The following is a 15,870-nucleotide window of genomic DNA, read 5'->3' on the forward strand; positions in this document are numbered from 1 at the left end:
CCCGATGCCTTTACGCTAACTATCGGTCCCGAATCCGCTCCCGGGATCGGATCCGAACTCACTCCCGGAACCGGATCGGCGTCGATCAACTGTACCGCTCCTCGTTCCACGGGTTCGCCGCGTCGCTGTACCCCCGTTTCTCCCAGTAGCCGAGCTCCGTGTGCGTCAGGAACTCGACGCCCGACACCCATTTTGCGCCCTTATATGCGTACTTGTGCGGCGTCACCACGCGGAGGGGTCCGCCGTGATCGGCGGGCAAGTCGTCACCGTCGTACGCGTACGCGAAAAGCACCTCGTCACGGGTGCAGTCCGCGAGCGGGAGGTCCGTCGTGTACCCGTCACGCGCGTGGAATACGACGTGCTCGGCGTCGTCGTCGACGTCGGCTCGCTCGACGATCTCGGAGAACGGAACGCCGGTGAACCGACAGTCGAACTTGCTCCAGCCGGTGACGCAGTGGAAGTCCTGTCGCTGGGTCACCGACGGGAGATCCCGAAACGCTGCAAGCGAGTACGACAGCGAGTTCTCGACTGCACCCCACACCTCGAGATCGTACGTCGAAGGGTCCGACGACGGCGTACCGCTCTTCGAGAGGACCGGAAACCGGTCCGTTCGACGCTGTCCGGGCGGGAGTCGTTCGTCGGCGTACTCCGTATATAGATCGGTGACGTCGTCGACGTCGTCGGCGTTCGCGGCCGCGGTCCCCCCGTCGACGGCCCCAGCCGCGTCGTCGACGGCACCGCTCCCGTCGTCGCTCGCCTCGGCGTGATTCCCGGTCATGCCCGATCCACGGACTGCGCTCACGTATGGGTGTCGCTCGTCCGCGCATCGTTTGGATGTTGCTGAATCACGCTTCTAGTACACAAAACTCAGTTTCGAATACACCGTACTAACCTTTCTAATGATCGTATCACCGACGCCAAGTTTATATAGGCCATCCCATTACACCCGCACAGAGAATGCCCAAAGTCGAGATCACCGTACCGGAGCATCTTGAGATGCAGATCGCCCAGATGGTCGAGCAAGGCGAGTTCCTCAACCGCGAGGAGGCCGTCGAGGAACTGCTGTCGACCGGTATCAAAGCGTTCAAAACGAGCGGCCCTCGGGACGACGAGGAGACGAGCGGCTTCGAGGAGGAGGGGATGATGGGTCACGAAGACGAATACGTTTTCTGAGTCGTTTTCAGGACCCCTCTTGCCGACGTACCGTCCGTTCGACGAGTTCGTGTGTCTCACCCTCAACAAACCTTAAAAGGTTCACACACCCTACGAGTGGTATGCACAAAGACGAACTGCTGGAGCTTCACGAACAGATGGTCACGATCATGGAACACTTCCGGAGTCAAGAGACCGTCAGCGACGGACTCTTCGAACCGTACGACGAGCTCAGCGTCGACCCCTCGCACGTTCACAAATCCAAAAGCGAGCACAAACACGCGGTGTTCGTCCTCGGAAACGCCCTGGCAAGCGCGATGAGCGAGGACGAGTTCTCCCCCGCCGGCCGCGTCGGCAAGCGGATGAAAGAGCTCGCCACGGACGCCGAGAACAAGATCTGAGCCGTCCGTTCGTCGAGGCTGCGAGCCGATCGCCGTCCGGATCCACGGGCCGCCGCCCGGATCCACGGATTGATTGCTGATCGGTCGTTGTGTTCCTCGTATGGTTGCGGAGCCGATCCTCACCGACGTCGCGCGCCTGTTTCGGTCCGACGTCGTCCACCTGTTCGTCGCGGGCGTGACGGCCGCCGCCGCCCTCGCCGTCGTGTATACGCTCGACCGCCCGGCCGGTTCGTGGGGACGTCGACTCCGCTCGCGGCTGCTGCTCGGCGTTCCCTGGGGGACGCTCGTCGCGATCGGGGTCGTCGTCTGCGTGTATCTGTTCGTACAAAACGGGATCGAGCACCCGAATCGCCCCGTCGTGATCCCGTTTCGGGCGTGGTCGTACTTCTATCCGGAGGGCGTGGTGTGGTCCGGTTTCGCCCACTCCAGCCGGAGTCACGTCACCGGGAACCTGCTGTCGACGCTCGTCGCGGGTACCCTCGCGGAGTACGCGTACGGGCACTTTCCGCGCGAGCGCGGCTCGTCGACGTTCGCGTCCGCGAGGACGAACCCCTTCGTCCGGGCGTTTCTCGTCGTTCCCGGCGCGATCCTGCTGTTCGGTGCGGTGTCGTCGCTGTTCGCGCTCGGGCCGGTGATCGGCTTCTCGGGCGTCGTGTTCGCGCTCTGGGGGTTCGCCCTGGTCCACTATCCGATCGGGACGATCGCGGCGCTGACGGCGTCGACGTTCGCGAGCGTCGTCCGCGCGACGCTCGCGAGCCCGGTCGAGGTCGCCGCCGCGACCTCCTCGTACGGCCCGCCGAGCTGGGCGAACATCGCCGTACAGGGACATGCGCTCGGGCTGATCGCCGGGATCCTCGCGGCGGTGTGGGTGGTCCGGCGGCGTCGCCCGAACGACGCGACCGCGGTCGACACGCCGACGCGCGCCTCCGCGATCGTCGTCTTCGGCGCGGTGCTGCTGTTCGGTGCGTCTCGCCGGCTGTGGGCGATCTACTGGTACCTCGGCAACGAGCAGTACGAGCTGTATCGCGCGCTCGGGCTCGCGCTGCTCGTCGCCCTCGCCGTCATCGTCGCGGTCGCGGTCGCCGGGCGGGACGAGCCGTTTCGACCCGACGTCGCCGTTCCCGACCCGTCGACGCTGCGGTCGGCGATCGGCTCCGCGACGCCGGCCGCAGTCGGGTTCGTGCTCGTCGTACTGGCGCTGGCGGTCGTCGCCGGACCGGGGGTGTTGCCGAACCTCGTCACCGTCGGCGACGACGACCTGCCGGGCGATCCGATCGAGATCGAGGGGTATCAGGTGACGTACGCGGAGAACGTCGAGGACCAGATGGTGAGCGTGATCGACGTGGAGGCGTTCGGGCGGTCGACGTCGGTACGCACCTCGGGGGTGATAGTGAAGAACGCGGACAGGCACATCTGGACGACGGCGGTCTCCCGGGGGAACCTCGCTCACTGGGAGTACCGCGCGGTCGACATCGGCGGGACGGGCTGGCGCGAGACCGTCTGGGCCCAGCGGACCGGCTGGGTCCCCGCGAACGGCGACCCGACCTATCGGGTCGATCTGATCCACGACGGGGAGCGGTCCACCGCGTTCGTGAGCGATCCGCAGGAGGCGGAGCCCCGAATCGACGGTCGGACCACGACGGTCGCCGCGGTCGAGGGCGGCTTCGAGCTCCGCGTCGAACACGACGGGACGAACGAGACCGCGCCGATCCCGGCGGCGAACGAGTCGGTCACCCTCCAGGACGTGCGGTTCGTTCGGGAGGACCGGGCGGTGTACGCCGAGCGGGGCGACTCGCGCGTCAGGATAGCGGAGGAGGAGCGGTACGAGGGGAGAGAGCGATAGGGAACGGGCGTCCGATCGACGACCGGGCGATGCCGTTCCCGGTCACGCCGGGCGAGCTCCGGTCAGTCCCACCGGATCCGGTACACTTCCGTGTCGATCTCGCGGGCGTCGTCGGTGTGGTGGTCGAACTGCGCGTCGACCTCGAAGTCGGCCGCGAACGCGTGGGTGACCTCGCCGCCGTTGTCCGCGGCGAACGACTCGACGAACTCCCGGCTTCCGGCGTTGTGAACCGAGTACGAGACCTCCGCGAGGTCGCTGGCGGTCCGTAAGAACCCCTTGTCGGCGTGGCGGTTCCCGTCCCGTGCGCCGAACGGCGGGTTCATCACGACGGTGACGGGGTCCGGAACGCAAAGCGGGTGGCGGACGGCGTCTCCGTGGATCCAGTGGACCGGGGCGCTGGCGGCGACGCGTCGTTCGTTCGCGCGCGCGACTCCCAGCGCGGACCGGTCGAGCTCGACCCCGACGACCCGAGCGGGTCCCCGGAGGGCGGCGGCCAGCGCGAACATGCCGGTTCCCGTCCCGAGGTCAACGACCGTCCGTCCGTCGACGTCGTCGTGGAGGTCTGCGAGGTGGACGACGTGTGCGGCCAGGTCGGGCGGAGTCGGGTACTGTTCGAGCGCGACTCGGGGGTTCTCGAAGCCGGCGACGACGCCGAGTTTCGTCGCGAGCGAACGCTTGGTCCCCATCGCCTTACGCCGCCGGCCCGAACTCGGCGTCGCCGACACAGACGAGTTCGACGCCCTCTCGACTCGCCCGCTCGGCGAGCGCGACGAGCGCGGGCTCGACCGTCGCCGGTTCGGCCACCTCGTCGACGCGAAGCTCGAACCGGCCGACGCCGAGGAACGCCGCGGCGCGCACGAAGCCGCGCAGGCGGTCCGCCTCCGCCTGGGTCGCGAGCGTACAGTCCTCGGCGAAACAGGCGTCGATCGCGAGGGTCGCCGGATGGTACCCGCGCGCGGAGAGCTCCGACTTCAGGTCTCGAAGGTGTCCGGGTGCGGTGCTTTCGAGGTCGTCCCCGTTGACGACGATCGGTTCGACGTCCGCCGGTCGACAGCCGTCGATCGCCGCCTCGATTCCCGTTGACTCCGTAGTGCTCATACCACCCTATTGTTCTTGGTTATACAAAAGACTTTGTGAATGCTTTATAGTAATATTTCATGTCGGGGAGCGAGTACGATTCACCGGCCGGTATCCACCGTCTTTTTATATCATCCGTCGGGCTGCGCTCACCTCTCGTGTTCCGAAGAGGTCCCGAGGCTCGGGGCAGAGATTGCCGGTGGTTCCGTCGGGAAAACACGGTGACCGCACGGAGATCCACCGGGTCGGCTGGCGGGTTCGATCCGAGGAAATCGTCCTTTTGTCTGACATCTGTAAAAAACTCTTAAATACGACCATAACCAGAAACCTTATAATGGAACGTCCGAGCCGACAGCGCCAACAGGAGCGGGACACCGAACAGGTATCGGACGAGGACGCGGTGGTGTGTCCGGAGTGTGATTCGACCGAGATAGTCACCGACGCCGACCAGGAGCTCGTCTGTGAGGACTGTGGGCTGGTACTGGACGAGCGGGCCATCGATCGCGGCCCGGAGTGGCGCGCGTTCAACCACTCGGAGCGCCAGTCGAAGTCCCGCGTCGGTGCGCCGATCACCGAGACGATGCACGACAAGGGGTTGACGACGACGATCGACTGGAAGGACAAGGACGCGTACGGACGGTCGTTATCCTCGGAGAAGCGCTCCCAGATGCACCGGCTCCGCAAGTGGCAGGAGCGCATTCGGACGAAGGACGCGGGCGAGCGCAACCTCCAGTTCGCGCTCTCGGAGATCGACCGCATGGCGTCGGCGCTCGGCGTCCCGCGGTCGGTTCGCGAGGTCGCCTCCGTCATCTACCGGCGAGCGCTCTCGGAGGACCTCATCCGCGGACGATCGATCGAGGGCGTCTCCACGGCCGCGCTGTACGCCGCCTGTCGCCAGGAGGGGATCCCCCGATCGCTCGACGAGGTCGCCGAGGTGTCGCGGGTCCCCCAAAAGGAGATCGGCCGCACGTATCGGTACATCTCCCAGGAGCTCGGCCTGGAGCTGAAACCCGTCGACCCCAAGCAGTTCGTTCCCCGCTTCGCGTCCTCGCTGGAACTCAGCGAGGAGGTCCAGTCGAAAGCGACCGAGATCATCGATGTCTCCGCCGAACAGGGCCTGCTCTCGGGGAAGTCCCCGACCGGTTTCGCCGCGGCCGCCATCTACGCCGCCTCCCTGCTGTGTAACGAGAAGAAGACCCAGCGCGAGGTCGCCGACGTCGCACAGGTGACCGAGGTCACCATCCGCAACCGGTATCAAGAACAGATCGAAGCGATGGGCTTCCGCTAGACGCCTCCCGCTACGGCTCCGCGGACGACCCCTTCACGAAGACGACTACCTCCCGGTTCCACAGCGCGAGCTCGACCGTCTCGGCCTCATGATCGGGGAACCGCTCCGCGACCGCGCCCTCGTGAGCCGGATCGGCGACGAGCACGGTGGACTCGCGGTCCCCCGCGACCGCGCCGATGTCCTCGGGTGACGCGACGCTCGCGACCGCGGCGTCCGTGCGCGCGACGTACCACGCGAGCGGGAGCCGTTCCCCGAACGCCGACCTGTCGGCCGCGGCGTCGATCGGCGGGGCGTCGAGCGCCGCCTCGTCGGACGCGTGGTATCGCTCCCCGACGTACACCACGGTCCCGTCGCCGGCGGTCGCGGCGTCGATCGTCCCGACGAGCGGTTCGAGGTCGCTCGCGGGCTGCCCGTAGCTCGCGAACGAGTTCTCCGGGGCGTTCGGACCGTACACCCCGTCGACGGCCGCGACCCCGACGCCGGCTCCGACCGCCGCGAGGAGCAGCAGTGCGGCCGCCGCGCGCGCAGCGTCCTCGCGGTCGAGCGCGCGCCGGCCGTACCGGTACGTCGCGGCGACCCCGACGGCGGCGGGAACGCTCGCGGGAACGAGAACGTGAACGAGCGTCCACGGGGCGACGACCGCCGCGACGATCGGGTACCCGAGGAGGCCGAGCCCCGCCCAGAACGCGGCGAGCGCAACGACGGAGCGTTCCGTCTCGACCGCGGGGAGCGCGCGGTACCGATCCGCGAGGAAGCCGCCGAGCGCGAGCGCGGCGACGACCGCCGAGGTAGCGACGAGCGTTCCGACGGCACTCGTCAGGAACGGGAGGAACTCCGTTCCCTCCCGCCCCGCGACGCGGACCGCGAGGAACGACGTCACGGGGTCGCGGTACGTCGCGAGGAGGAACCCGATCGGGTCGGCGAGGACGCCGTATCCGCGCGGAGCGAAGAGGACCCCCCACGCACCGAGGAATGCGAACAGCGCCCGGGCGAGCGGCGTCGCGCGCGCCGCGGTCCACGCACCGCCCGACGCGACGGTTTCCGGAACGCTCCGTCCGCGGCCCGCGACGCGCGGCTCGTCGAGCACGAGGAGTCCGGACGCGAGGAGGAGGACCGCCGTGGCCACGGCGAACCCGGACGCGGCGAGCGCGACGGCGGCGAGGGCGGCGGCCGCGTACAGGAACCGGTCGCGGTCCGTGTCGACCCACCGGAGGCAACACCCGACAACGGCGAGCGCCGCACCGGCCGCGAGCACGTCCCCGCGGAGGAACCGTCCGTAGTACGCGACGAGCGGGGTGAATCCGAGGACGACCGCCAGCGCGACCGTCTCGTCGTCGCGGAGGCGGTCACGGAAGAGGAGCGCGACCGCCGGGAGGAGTCCGGTGAGAACGGCCACGGGGACGCGGGCGACCGCGTCCGACGCGCCGCCGACCGCGATGGCGTGCCGGGAGAGGTGCGAGACGAGCGGACCGCCGGCGACGGGACGGACCTCGAACGTCCCCGACTCCAGCGTCCGGAGGCTCCAGTACCCGATCCGCGCCTCGTCCCAGTGGAACGGACGGGTTCCGAGACCGACGATCCGAACGAGAACGGCGGCCGCGACGACGGTGGCGACCGCGAGGAGCGTACGGTCTCGTCTCCAACGCATACGCCCGGGCTTCCGGGGCCGGCGTAGTATGTGTTCCGTTCCGCGGAGTAGGCGCGGTCGACCGATCGGGGTCGAGTTTAAAGGGAAACCGGACGTATCTCCGAACGACATGTACGACGAGATCCTCGTTCCGACCGACGGAAGTCCGGCGTCCGACGCCGCGATAGACCACGCGATAGACCTCGCCGACCGGTACGACGCGCGCCTGCACGCGCTGTACGTCGTCGACGGGGCCGCGTACTCGACGCTCGAGGCCGGCTCCGAGATCGTGATCGAAGCGCTCGAGTCCGAGGGCAAGGAGGCGACGGAGCGCGTCGCGAGCGCGGCCACCGACGCCGGCGTCGACAGCGTCACGAGCGTGACGTCCGGCACCGCGTATCGGTCGATCATCGACTACGCCGACGAGTACGACATCGACATGATCGTGATGGGAACGCACGGTCGGAAGGGGATCGACCGATACCTCCTCGGGAGCGTCACCGAGCGAGTCGTCCGCACCTCCGACGTGCCGGTGTTGACCGTGCGCCAACTGACCGAGGAGTAGCGACGTTCCGGAAGACCGTCGCGTTCGCGGGAGGGTTCCGATCGCGGACTCTTCCGACCGCGGACTCTTCCGACCGCGGACTCTTCCGATCGCGGTCCCTTTCGCGGACCCTTCCGATCGCGGACTCTTCCGATCGCGGACCCTTCCGACAACTACTTGCGGGTTCCTCCGGAGCGGTAGCGTATGTCGGACCACTACGACGTGATCGTGGTCGGCGTCGGCGGGATGGGAAGCGCGGCGACGTATCATCTCGCCGACCGCGGACTGGACGTTCTCGGCCTGGAACGCTACGACGTCCCACACGACCGCGGCTCCTCCCACGGCAGCACGCGCATCATCAGACGGACGCAGTACGAGGACCCCGCGTACGTCCCGCTGGTCGATAGCGCGTACGAACGCTGGCGGGATCTGGAGGAGCAAACGGGTCGTGACCTCCTTTCCGTCACCGGCGGGATCGACGCCGGGCCGCCGGGGAGCCGGATCGTCACCGGATCGCAGGCGGCGTGTGAGGCACACGGGATCGACCACGAACGGCTCTCCGCCGCGGCGGTGAACGACCGCTTTCCGGGGTACGACCTTCCGGAGGGACACTGCGCGGTGTACCAACCGGACGCCGGCTTTCTGGATCCGTCCGCGTGCGTCGTCGCCGGCGTCGAGGCCGCACACGAGGCCGGTGCGACGATCCGCGCCCGCGAGCCGGTCCACGAGTACGCGACGTTCGACGGTGGATCGACGGACGCCGACGGCGGCGTCCGCGTGACGACCTCGAAGGACACCTACGAGGCGGATCGACTCGTCGTCACCGCGGGCGCGTGGGTTCCCGATCTGATCCCGGATCTGGCGGGAGTCGCGGTGCCCGAGCGACAGGTGCTCGCGTGGCTTCACCCGACGAGGCCCGCGGCGTTCGATCCCGACAGCTTCCCCGTTTTCGTCCACGCGACCGGCGACGGTCACTACTACGGCACGCCTCGGTACGACGTCCCCGGATTCAAACTCGGCAAGTTCCACCACCGGGAGGAGGTCGTCGATCCCGACGGGTTCGGTCGCGAGCCGCGACCCGCGGACGAGGACCTGCTCCGCGCGTACGCCGAGCGCTGCTTCCCCGAGGGGGCCGGCCCGACGATGCGGCTCTCGACGTGTCTGTTCACGAATACGCCGGACGGCCACTTCATCCTCGACCGGCTCCCGGACGACCCCCGCGTGACCGTCGGGGCCGGCTTCTCGGGACACGGGTTCAAGTTCGCGAGCGTCGTCGGCGAGATCCTCGCAGACCTCGCGATCGACGGGGAGACGGACCACGACGTCGATCGCTTCCGAGCCGACCGGTTCGCGTAGGGCACCCGGAGCGGTGCTCGTCCCCGCCCCGCATCCGTGGGTTCCATATACGCGTCCGGCGAAAGCCCCTCCATGACCACGGTACGCGAACTGATCGACCGGTTCGAGACGGAGGCGGCGGCCGGCGCGGCACCGGAAACGACCCCGGACGTCGGAATAATCATGGGCTCCGACTCGGACCTCCCCGTGATGGCGGGCGCGTACGAGGCGCTCGACGCGCTCGGGTTCGCCGAGCAGACCGACTTCCACGACGCCCCGGACGCCCGGTTCACCTACGAGAGCTACGTCGTCTCCGCACACCGCACGCCGGAGCTCATGTACGCGTACGGTGAGACCGCGGTCGACCGCGGTCTCGACGTCCTCATCGCGGGCGCGGGCGGAAAGTCGGCGGACCTCCCGAACATGACCGCGTCGATCGCCTACCCGATCCCCGTGATCGGCGTGCCGGTACAAGAGAAGTCCGTTGACTCGGTGATCGGGATGCCCACGGGCGCACCGATCGTCGCGGTCGACGCGGGCAAGTCGTTCAACGCGGGGCTGTCGGCCGCACAGGTGCTCGCGCGCGAGCACGACGCCATCGAGGAGCGCCTCGTCGAGTACCACGAGGACCTCAAAGGCGGCGTCGCGGGCGTCTCGGCGGACCTCCACGACCTCGGGATCGACGGGTTCCGCGAGAAACACGGCGAGCAGTAGGGACCGACCGATGAACCCGGACGCGTTCCCCGGTATCCGACGTGGTTTATACGGATGCCGTGAACCAACCCGGTATCCGTGAACACGTCGCTCGAACGGGCTCGTGACTCCCTCTCGGCGCTCCGTCGCGACTCGCGCACCCCGATCCTCGTCGTCGTTGCGGGCGGCTGGTTCCTCTCGTTCGGCGTGCGACTCGTCTATCCCGCCCTCGTTCCCCACCTCCGAACCGCGTACGGGATCTCGCTGTCGACGGTGGGGCTCCTGCTCACCGTCCTGTGGTTGGTGTACGCGCTCGGACAGCTCCCGAGCGGAGCGCTCTCCGATCGGCTCGGCGAGCGGCGGGTGCTCGTGGTCAGCACGTTCGTGTCGGGCGTCACGCTCGGGCTCGTCGTCGTCGCGGGTACCGTCGAGCTCCTGTTCGTTGGAACCGCGCTGTTCGGACTGAGCACCGCCTTATACGGCGTCGGCCGCTTCACCGTCCTCTCGAAGGTCTACCCCGACAACGACGGGCTCGCGATCGGGGTGACGATGGCCGCCGGAGACCTCGGGAACGCGGTGTTGCCGCCGATCGCGGGCTTCCTCGCCGTAACCTTCGTCTGGCAGGTCGGGTTCGCGATCGCGATCCCGGCGTTCCTGGTGGCCGCCGTCGGGATCGCGATCGCCGTTCCCGAGGAACCGGGCGGTCGATCAGCGACGACGGACCCGTCGAACCGCGACCCGTCCCGTGCGGACCCGAATGACCCGTCCCGTGCGGACCCGACCGACGATCGGTCCCGCCTCGCCCGCGCGACCGCCACGGCGCGAACGGTCGGCGGCGCGTTCCGTAGCCGCCCCGTCCTGGTCGTGGCGCTCGTACAGACGCTCGGCTACTGTACGTGGCAGGCGTTCACGGGGTTTTATCCGACGTACCTCATCGACGTGAAGGGGTTCGCGCCGACGACGGCGACGGTGCTTTTCGGCGGGTTCTTCGCGATGGGGGCCCTCGTCAAGCCGTTGAGCGGTCGCGCGTACGACTCGTACGGCGTCCGGCCGACGCTTCCGGTCATCCTGTTCGTCGCTGCCGGGGCGCTGGCGGCGCTTCCGTTCGCGGACTCGGCCTCGGCAGTACTCGCGGTAACGCTGTTTCTCAGCGTCTTTCTCGGCTACTCAACGGTGACGTTGACCTACCTCACCGCCGCGCTTCCGACGGGCGTACAGGGGTCGGGACTGGGCGCGCTCAGAACCGGATACATGGTGATCGGCGCGGCGAGCCCGGTCGTCGCCGGGACGATCGCGGAGGCGGGCTTCTTCGACGAGGGGTTCTTCCTGCTCGCGGGTCTCGTCCTGCTCGCGAGCGTGTGTTGTCTGCTCCTCCCGCGAGCGTCGACCGCCTGAGCTCTCCTCCCGCGAGCATCGACCGCCCGAGCTCTCCTCCCGCGAGCGTCGACCGCCCGAGTTCCGGACTCGACCGCGCGAACATCGCGGACGTCGACGTCTCTCGCGCCGCGCCGTCTCGCCGAGCGAACCTCGGGACACACGAGAATCAACGCTTATGAGGGGGCGGTCCAAATCCCAGCACGTTACGGAGACCTATATGAGCGATTGGATAGCGATCGGCGCACTGGCGGTCGTCGGCCTGGCCATCCCCCTTGCGATGATGGCAGTGTCGGCGCTACTCCGTCCAAGCGTGCCGGAAACAGGCAAAAGTACCATCTACGAGTCCGGCGAGACCCCGACGGGCACGACGCGGATCCGGTTCAACATTCAGTACTACATGGTCGCGTTACTGTTCGTCGTCTTCGACATCGAGACCGTGTTGCTGTTCCCGTGGGTCGTCATCTACCGCCCGGCCCTCGAGGCGGGCGTTCCGATGCTCGATCTGCTGTGGCCGATGCTGGCGTTCGTCGGGATCCTCGCGGTCGGACTCGTCTGGGCGTGGCGGACGGGCGCGGTCAAATGGACCAAAAGCCCCCGCGCGACCCGAAGAAAAACGGAGCGTGACGTAAATCAATGAGCAGCGACCAACGACCCTTCATCACCGACGAATCGCGCGTGGTCACGGAGACTCGAGACAGCCGCATGGAGGGGCAGGGGGACCGTTTCAACTCCCGGCTCCGGGAGGCGTTCGGCTCCTCCCCGTTCATCCTCACCAAGTTCGACAAATTTCTGAACTGGTGTCGGGGTTCCTCGATGTTCATGCTGCAGTTCGGGATCGCCTGCTGCAGCATCGAGATGATGCACACCTACGCGGTGAAACACGACCTCGACCGGTTCGGGAGCGGGGTCCCCCGCGCGTCGCCGCGACAGGCGGACGTGATGATCGTCCCCGGGACGATCGTCTCGAAGTTCGCCCCGCGGATGAAGCGCGTGTACGACCAGATGCCCGAGCCGAAGTTCGTCGTCGGGATGGGGTCGTGTACCATCTCCGGCGGCCCGTTCCAGGAGGGATACAACGTGATCAAGGGCGCGGAGGAGGTCATCCCGATGGACATCCACGTCCCGGGCTGTCCGCCCCGCCCCGAGGCGCTCGTGTACGGCGTCGTCAAACTGCAGGAGCGCGTCGCCAACGGCGAGGCCTCCCCGGTCACCGTGAAGCCGTACGAACTCGAACAGTTCTCCGATCTCGAACGCGACGAGCTCGTCGAGCAGCTCGTCGACGAGATCGACGAGGACGAACTCGTCATGCGATACAACTTCGCTGATTCGCCATGAGCCTGGAACCACTCGACGAACAGGAGGCCGACGTCGTCGCCGAACGCACCCCGGAGGAGCTGGAGGCGCTGCTCGGTGACCTCGTCATCGACCGCGACGATCACCTGAACGCGCCCGGCTTCGTGATCCGGCCGGACACGGTCCAGGAGACGCTCTCGATCCTCAAAGAGCAGGGCGGCTACGACCACCTCTCGGCGGTCACTGCCCAGGAGTACGAGAACCGCTACGAGTCGATCTACCACCTGAAGAAGTTCGACGACCCGACCCAGGAGGTCAGCGTCGTCGTGCCGGCGGACAAAGACGATCCGGTCTCGGAGTCAGGCAACCCCGTCTTCCGGACGGCGGACTGGCACGAGCGAGAGGCGTACGACCTGATCGGTATCGAGTACGACGACCATCCGGACATGCGCCGGATCCTCCTCCCGGAGACGTGGCAGGGCCACCCGCTGTCGCTGGACTACGACCAGACCCAGCCCCAGATCGCCTCGCTGCCCGCACACGCAAACCCGCTGCAGGACCACCACCGGGACGATGAGTCGGACACGATGTTCCTCAACATCGGTCCACACCACCCGGCGACTCACGGCGTCCTCCACCTGAAGACGGTGCTCGACGGCGAGCAGGTCGTCGACGTCGAACCGGACATCGGCTACCTCCACCGGTGTGAAGAGCAGATGGCACAGAACGGGACGTACCGCCACCAGATCATGCCGTACCCGGACCGCTGGGACTACATCTCGGCGGGCCTGCTCAACGAATGGGCGTACGCGCGCGCGGCGGAGGACCTCGCGGACATCGAGGTGCCCGAGTACGCGCAGGTGATCCGGACGATGGGCGCGGAGATGTGCCGTATCGCGGCCCACATGCTCGCGCTGGCGACGTTCGCGCTCGACGTGAACGGCGACTTCACGGCGACGTTCATGTACGCGATCAACGACCGCGAGCGGGTCCAAAACCTCTTAGAGGACCTGACGGGTCAGCGGCTGATGTTCAACTACTTCCGGCTCGGCGGCGTCGTCTGGGACCTGCCGGAGCCGCGCGAGGAGTTCTTCTCGAACACCCGCGACTTCCTCGACCAGCTGCCCGGCTCCGTCGAGGAGTACCACAACCTCGTCACCTCCAACGAGATCTTCCAGATGCGGACGATCGGCACGGGGATCCTCCCGCCGGAGGTCGCGAAGAACTACGGCGCGACCGGCCCGGTCGCGCGTGGGTCGGGGGTCGACTACGACCTCCGCCGTGACGACCCGTACGGCTACTACGACGAGCTGGACTGGGACGTCGTCACCGAGGACGGCGGTGACAACTACAGCCGGCTGCTCGTCCGGATGCGAGAGGTCGAGGAGTCCGCCAAGATCATCGAGCAGTGCGTCGACCTGCTCGAGGACTGGCCGGAGGACGAGCGCACCATTCAGGCGAACGTTCCCCGGACGCTCAAACCGGACGACGACACCGAGATATACCGGGCCGTCGAGGGCGCTAAGGGCGAGCTCGGCATCTACATCCGCTCGGACGGGACGGACAAGCCCGGCCGGTTCAAGATCCGGTCGCCGTGCTTCTCGAACCTCCAGACGCTGCCCGAGATGGCGAACGGGGAGTACATCCCCGACGTGGTCGCCGCGCTCGGCAGCCTGGACATCGTGCTCGGGGAGGTGGACCGCTAATGGCGACGCCCGCACAGCTGTTCCCGGAGTTCATCGTCGACACGTTCGGGCTGCCGGGCGTGCTCGGCGAGGTCGTCGCCGCGTTGATCGCGGCGTTCGTCGTCGGCAACATCGTGCTCGCGTTCACGGGCGTCGCGGGGCCGTGGGCGAAACGAAAGATCACGGCCGCGTTCACGGACCGGTTCGCGGTCGAGCGGATCGGGCCGTTCGGGCTGCTCATCATCCCGGCAGCGGCCGTCCAACTGCTCGCGAAGGAGCTCATCGTTCCCGAGGGCGTCGACCGCCCGACGTGGGACCTCGCACCGATCCTCCTGCCCGCGTCCGCGCTGCTGGGTTTCTCGGTGATCCCGATGGGGCACCTCGGCCCGGTGAACCTCCAGCTCGCCGACCCCGAGGTCGGACTCGCGTTGGTGTTCGCGTTCGCCTCCATCGCCTCGATATCGCTGGTGATGGCCGGCTACGCGTCGAACAACAAGTACTCGATGCTCGGCGGGCTTCGCGCGGTCGCACAGAACCTCGCGTACGAGATCCCGCTCATCGTCACGGCGATGTCCGTCGTGATCTTCGCGGGGACTCTCGAGATGAGCGGCATCGTCGCCGCCCAAGCGGAGACGCTGTTCACCGTGGGCGGCGTCTCGATCCCGGCGTGGTACGCGCTGGTGAATCCGTTCGCGTTCGTGCTGTTTCTCACGGCGAACATGGCGGAGATCGGACGGAACCCGTTCGACATTCCCGAGGCACCGACGGAGATCGTCGCCGGGTACCAGACGGAGTACTCCTCGGCGTACTTCGTCCTCTTTTACCTCGGCGAGTTCGTCCACGTGTTCCTCGGTGGCGCGATCCTCACGGTCGTGTTCCTCGGCGGGGCGTCCGGCCCCGGTCCGGAGAGCATCGGGTTCCTCTGGTTCACCGTGAAGGTGTGGGGCTTCTTCCTGTTCACGCAGTGGGCTCGGTCCGCGCTGCCGCGCGTTCGTATCGACCAGCTGATAGAGATCGGCTGGAAGGGAATGCTGGTGTTATCGTTCGCTAACCTGGTTCTCACGGCAGTGCTCGTGGGGGTGATCGTGTAATGATCGGACTTATGAAATCGATGGCGACGACGATGAAACACGCCCTGGACGGGAAGACGTTCACGGTGAAGTACCCGGAGGAGGCTCCCGACGTGAGCCCGCGATTCCGCGGCGTCCACAAGTTCAGCCAGGAGCGGTGTATCTGGTGTCGACAGTGCGAGAACGTCTGTCCGAACGACACGATCCAGATCGTGCAAGACGACCAGCGAAACGGCGAGCAGTACAACCTCCACATCGGGCAGTGTATCTACTGTCGACTGTGTGAGGAGGTCTGCCCCGTCGACGCGATCCTGTTGACGCAGAACTTCGAGTTCACCGCGGACACGAAAGACGAGTTCGTGTACAACAAAGAACAGCTCAAGAACGTTCCGTGGTACAAGGGTATCGATCCGCTGGAGTCCCGCAACCCCGATCGCAGTGCGTGGGTCGGCGAGGGCGACGGCGAGGTCGATTATCAGTAATCG

17 protein-coding genes are annotated in these 15,870 nt (G+C 67.3%); 13 read left to right on the forward strand and 4 right to left on the reverse strand.

Annotated elements, in window-relative coordinates:
* Nucleotides 1–85: 85 nt before the first annotated feature.
* Nucleotides 86–778, reverse strand: a complete 693-nt coding sequence (locus ACNSN7_RS10585; protein WP_418282251.1) for a sulfite oxidase-like oxidoreductase — start codon at nucleotides 776–778, stop codon at nucleotides 86–88.
* A gap of 179 nt (nucleotides 779–957) precedes the next feature.
* On the opposite strand from ACNSN7_RS10585, the gene ACNSN7_RS10590 reads away from it, so the two are divergent.
* The 3 genes from ACNSN7_RS10590 (at nucleotide 958) to ACNSN7_RS10600 (ending at nucleotide 3,396) form a co-directional block, all read left to right on the forward strand.
* Nucleotides 958–1,173, forward strand: coding sequence for a DUF7120 family protein (locus ACNSN7_RS10590; protein ID WP_418282252.1), 216 nt, complete (start codon nucleotides 958–960; stop codon nucleotides 1,171–1,173).
* A gap of 101 nt (nucleotides 1,174–1,274) precedes the next feature.
* Entirely contained in the window at nucleotides 1,275–1,553 is a 279-nt protein-coding gene (locus ACNSN7_RS10595; RefSeq protein WP_418282253.1) for a UPF0058 family protein, read from the forward strand.
* A 100-nt stretch (nucleotides 1,554–1,653) separates the two neighbouring features.
* Nucleotides 1,654–3,396, forward strand: a complete 1,743-nt coding sequence (locus tag ACNSN7_RS10600; protein ID WP_418282254.1) for a rhomboid family intramembrane serine protease — start codon at nucleotides 1,654–1,656, stop codon at nucleotides 3,394–3,396.
* A 62-nt stretch (nucleotides 3,397–3,458) separates the two neighbouring features.
* On the opposite strand, the gene ACNSN7_RS10605 is transcribed toward ACNSN7_RS10600, so the two are convergent.
* On the reverse strand, nucleotides 3,459–4,082 hold the full coding sequence (locus tag ACNSN7_RS10605) for an METTL5 family protein (RefSeq protein WP_418282255.1): 624 nt from the start codon (nucleotides 4,080–4,082) through the stop codon (nucleotides 3,459–3,461).
* Between the two features lie 4 nt (nucleotides 4,083–4,086).
* Nucleotides 4,087–4,494, reverse strand: a complete 408-nt coding sequence (locus ACNSN7_RS10610; protein ID WP_418282256.1) for a DUF7961 family protein — start codon at nucleotides 4,492–4,494, stop codon at nucleotides 4,087–4,089.
* 313 nt (nucleotides 4,495–4,807) lie between these two features.
* Here ACNSN7_RS10610 and ACNSN7_RS10615 point away from each other — a divergent pair, with 313 nt between their 5' ends.
* Nucleotides 4,808–5,761, forward strand: a complete 954-nt coding sequence (locus ACNSN7_RS10615; RefSeq protein ID WP_418282257.1) for a transcription initiation factor IIB — start codon at nucleotides 4,808–4,810, stop codon at nucleotides 5,759–5,761.
* A 10-nt stretch (nucleotides 5,762–5,771) separates the two neighbouring features.
* Here the strand turns inward: ACNSN7_RS10615 and ACNSN7_RS10620 are convergent, their stop codons facing one another.
* On the reverse strand, nucleotides 5,772–7,409 hold the full coding sequence (locus ACNSN7_RS10620; protein ID WP_418282258.1) for a flippase activity-associated protein Agl23: 1,638 nt from the start codon (nucleotides 7,407–7,409) through the stop codon (nucleotides 5,772–5,774).
* Nucleotides 7,410–7,518: 109 nt separating this feature from the next.
* Here ACNSN7_RS10620 and ACNSN7_RS10625 point away from each other — a divergent pair, with 109 nt between their 5' ends.
* The 9 genes from ACNSN7_RS10625 to ACNSN7_RS10665 all read left to right on the forward strand — a co-directional run bounded on the left by ACNSN7_RS10625 (nucleotide 7,519) and on the right by ACNSN7_RS10665 (nucleotide 15,867).
* Complete coding sequence (locus ACNSN7_RS10625) at nucleotides 7,519–7,953, forward strand: universal stress protein (protein WP_418282259.1); 435 nt, start codon at nucleotides 7,519–7,521, stop codon at nucleotides 7,951–7,953.
* A 183-nt stretch (nucleotides 7,954–8,136) separates the two neighbouring features.
* A complete protein-coding gene (solA, locus tag ACNSN7_RS10630) occupies nucleotides 8,137–9,288 on the forward strand; it encodes an N-methyl-L-tryptophan oxidase (protein ID WP_418282260.1) in 1,152 nt (383 codons plus the stop codon).
* A gap of 72 nt (nucleotides 9,289–9,360) precedes the next feature.
* Nucleotides 9,361–9,981, forward strand: a complete 621-nt coding sequence (purE, locus tag ACNSN7_RS10635; RefSeq protein ID WP_418282261.1) for a 5-(carboxyamino)imidazole ribonucleotide mutase — start codon at nucleotides 9,361–9,363, stop codon at nucleotides 9,979–9,981.
* A gap of 78 nt (nucleotides 9,982–10,059) precedes the next feature.
* Complete coding sequence (locus tag ACNSN7_RS10640) at nucleotides 10,060–11,355, forward strand: MFS transporter (protein ID WP_418282262.1); 1,296 nt, start codon at nucleotides 10,060–10,062, stop codon at nucleotides 11,353–11,355.
* A 199-nt stretch (nucleotides 11,356–11,554) separates the two neighbouring features.
* Nucleotides 11,555–11,974 (forward strand): NADH-quinone oxidoreductase subunit A, encoded by a 420-nt coding sequence (locus ACNSN7_RS10645; RefSeq protein WP_418282263.1) that lies wholly within the window; start codon nucleotides 11,555–11,557, stop codon nucleotides 11,972–11,974.
* Nucleotides 11,971–12,672 carry an NADH-quinone oxidoreductase subunit B gene (locus tag ACNSN7_RS10650; protein ID WP_418282264.1) on the forward strand — a complete coding sequence of 234 codons (702 nt, stop codon included), beginning with the start codon at nucleotides 11,971–11,973 and terminating at the stop codon, nucleotides 12,670–12,672. The genes ACNSN7_RS10645 and ACNSN7_RS10650 overlap by 4 nt, the downstream gene beginning before the upstream one ends.
* Entirely contained in the window at nucleotides 12,669–14,336 is a 1,668-nt protein-coding gene (locus ACNSN7_RS10655) for an NADH-quinone oxidoreductase subunit D (RefSeq protein WP_418282265.1), read from the forward strand. The genes ACNSN7_RS10650 and ACNSN7_RS10655 overlap by 4 nt, the downstream gene beginning before the upstream one ends.
* Complete coding sequence (locus ACNSN7_RS10660) at nucleotides 14,336–15,406, forward strand: complex I subunit 1/NuoH family protein (RefSeq protein ID WP_418282266.1); 1,071 nt, start codon at nucleotides 14,336–14,338, stop codon at nucleotides 15,404–15,406. The genes ACNSN7_RS10655 and ACNSN7_RS10660 overlap by 1 nt, the downstream gene beginning before the upstream one ends.
* Nucleotides 15,406–15,867, forward strand: a complete 462-nt coding sequence (locus tag ACNSN7_RS10665) for a NuoI/complex I 23 kDa subunit family protein (RefSeq protein WP_418282267.1) — start codon at nucleotides 15,406–15,408, stop codon at nucleotides 15,865–15,867. The genes ACNSN7_RS10660 and ACNSN7_RS10665 overlap by 1 nt, the downstream gene beginning before the upstream one ends.
* Nucleotides 15,868–15,870 lie beyond the last annotated feature (3 nt).

Origin of the sequence: Halorubrum rarum, assembly GCF_048380895.1 — an archaeon.
GTDB lineage: Archaea > Halobacteriota > Halobacteria > Halobacteriales > Haloferacaceae > Halorubrum.

Coding starts and splice junctions, on each gene's coding strand:
- ACNSN7_RS10585 (WP_418282251.1), bottom strand. CDS start 778: ATGACCGGGAATCACGCCGAGGCGAGCGACGACGGGAGCGGTGCCGTC.
- ACNSN7_RS10590 (WP_418282252.1), top strand. CDS start 958: ATGCCCAAAGTCGAGATCACCGTACCGGAGCATCTTGAGATGCAGATC.
- ACNSN7_RS10595 (WP_418282253.1), top strand. CDS start 1,275: ATGCACAAAGACGAACTGCTGGAGCTTCACGAACAGATGGTCACGATC.
- ACNSN7_RS10600 (WP_418282254.1), top strand. CDS start 1,654: ATGGTTGCGGAGCCGATCCTCACCGACGTCGCGCGCCTGTTTCGGTCC.
- ACNSN7_RS10605 (WP_418282255.1), bottom strand. CDS start 4,082: ATGGGGACCAAGCGTTCGCTCGCGACGAAACTCGGCGTCGTCGCCGGC.
- ACNSN7_RS10610 (WP_418282256.1), bottom strand. CDS start 4,494: ATGAGCACTACGGAGTCAACGGGAATCGAGGCGGCGATCGACGGCTGT.
- ACNSN7_RS10615 (WP_418282257.1), top strand. CDS start 4,808: ATGGAACGTCCGAGCCGACAGCGCCAACAGGAGCGGGACACCGAACAG.
- ACNSN7_RS10620 (WP_418282258.1), bottom strand. CDS start 7,409: ATGCGTTGGAGACGAGACCGTACGCTCCTCGCGGTCGCCACCGTCGTC.
- ACNSN7_RS10625 (WP_418282259.1), top strand. CDS start 7,519: ATGTACGACGAGATCCTCGTTCCGACCGACGGAAGTCCGGCGTCCGAC.
- solA (WP_418282260.1), top strand. CDS start 8,137: ATGTCGGACCACTACGACGTGATCGTGGTCGGCGTCGGCGGGATGGGA.
- purE (WP_418282261.1), top strand. CDS start 9,361: ATGACCACGGTACGCGAACTGATCGACCGGTTCGAGACGGAGGCGGCG.
- ACNSN7_RS10645 (WP_418282263.1), top strand. CDS start 11,555: ATGAGCGATTGGATAGCGATCGGCGCACTGGCGGTCGTCGGCCTGGCC.
- ACNSN7_RS10650 (WP_418282264.1), top strand. CDS start 11,971: ATGAGCAGCGACCAACGACCCTTCATCACCGACGAATCGCGCGTGGTC.
- ACNSN7_RS10655 (WP_418282265.1), top strand. CDS start 12,669: ATGAGCCTGGAACCACTCGACGAACAGGAGGCCGACGTCGTCGCCGAA.
- ACNSN7_RS10660 (WP_418282266.1), top strand. CDS start 14,336: ATGGCGACGCCCGCACAGCTGTTCCCGGAGTTCATCGTCGACACGTTC.
- ACNSN7_RS10665 (WP_418282267.1), top strand. CDS start 15,406: ATGATCGGACTTATGAAATCGATGGCGACGACGATGAAACACGCCCTG.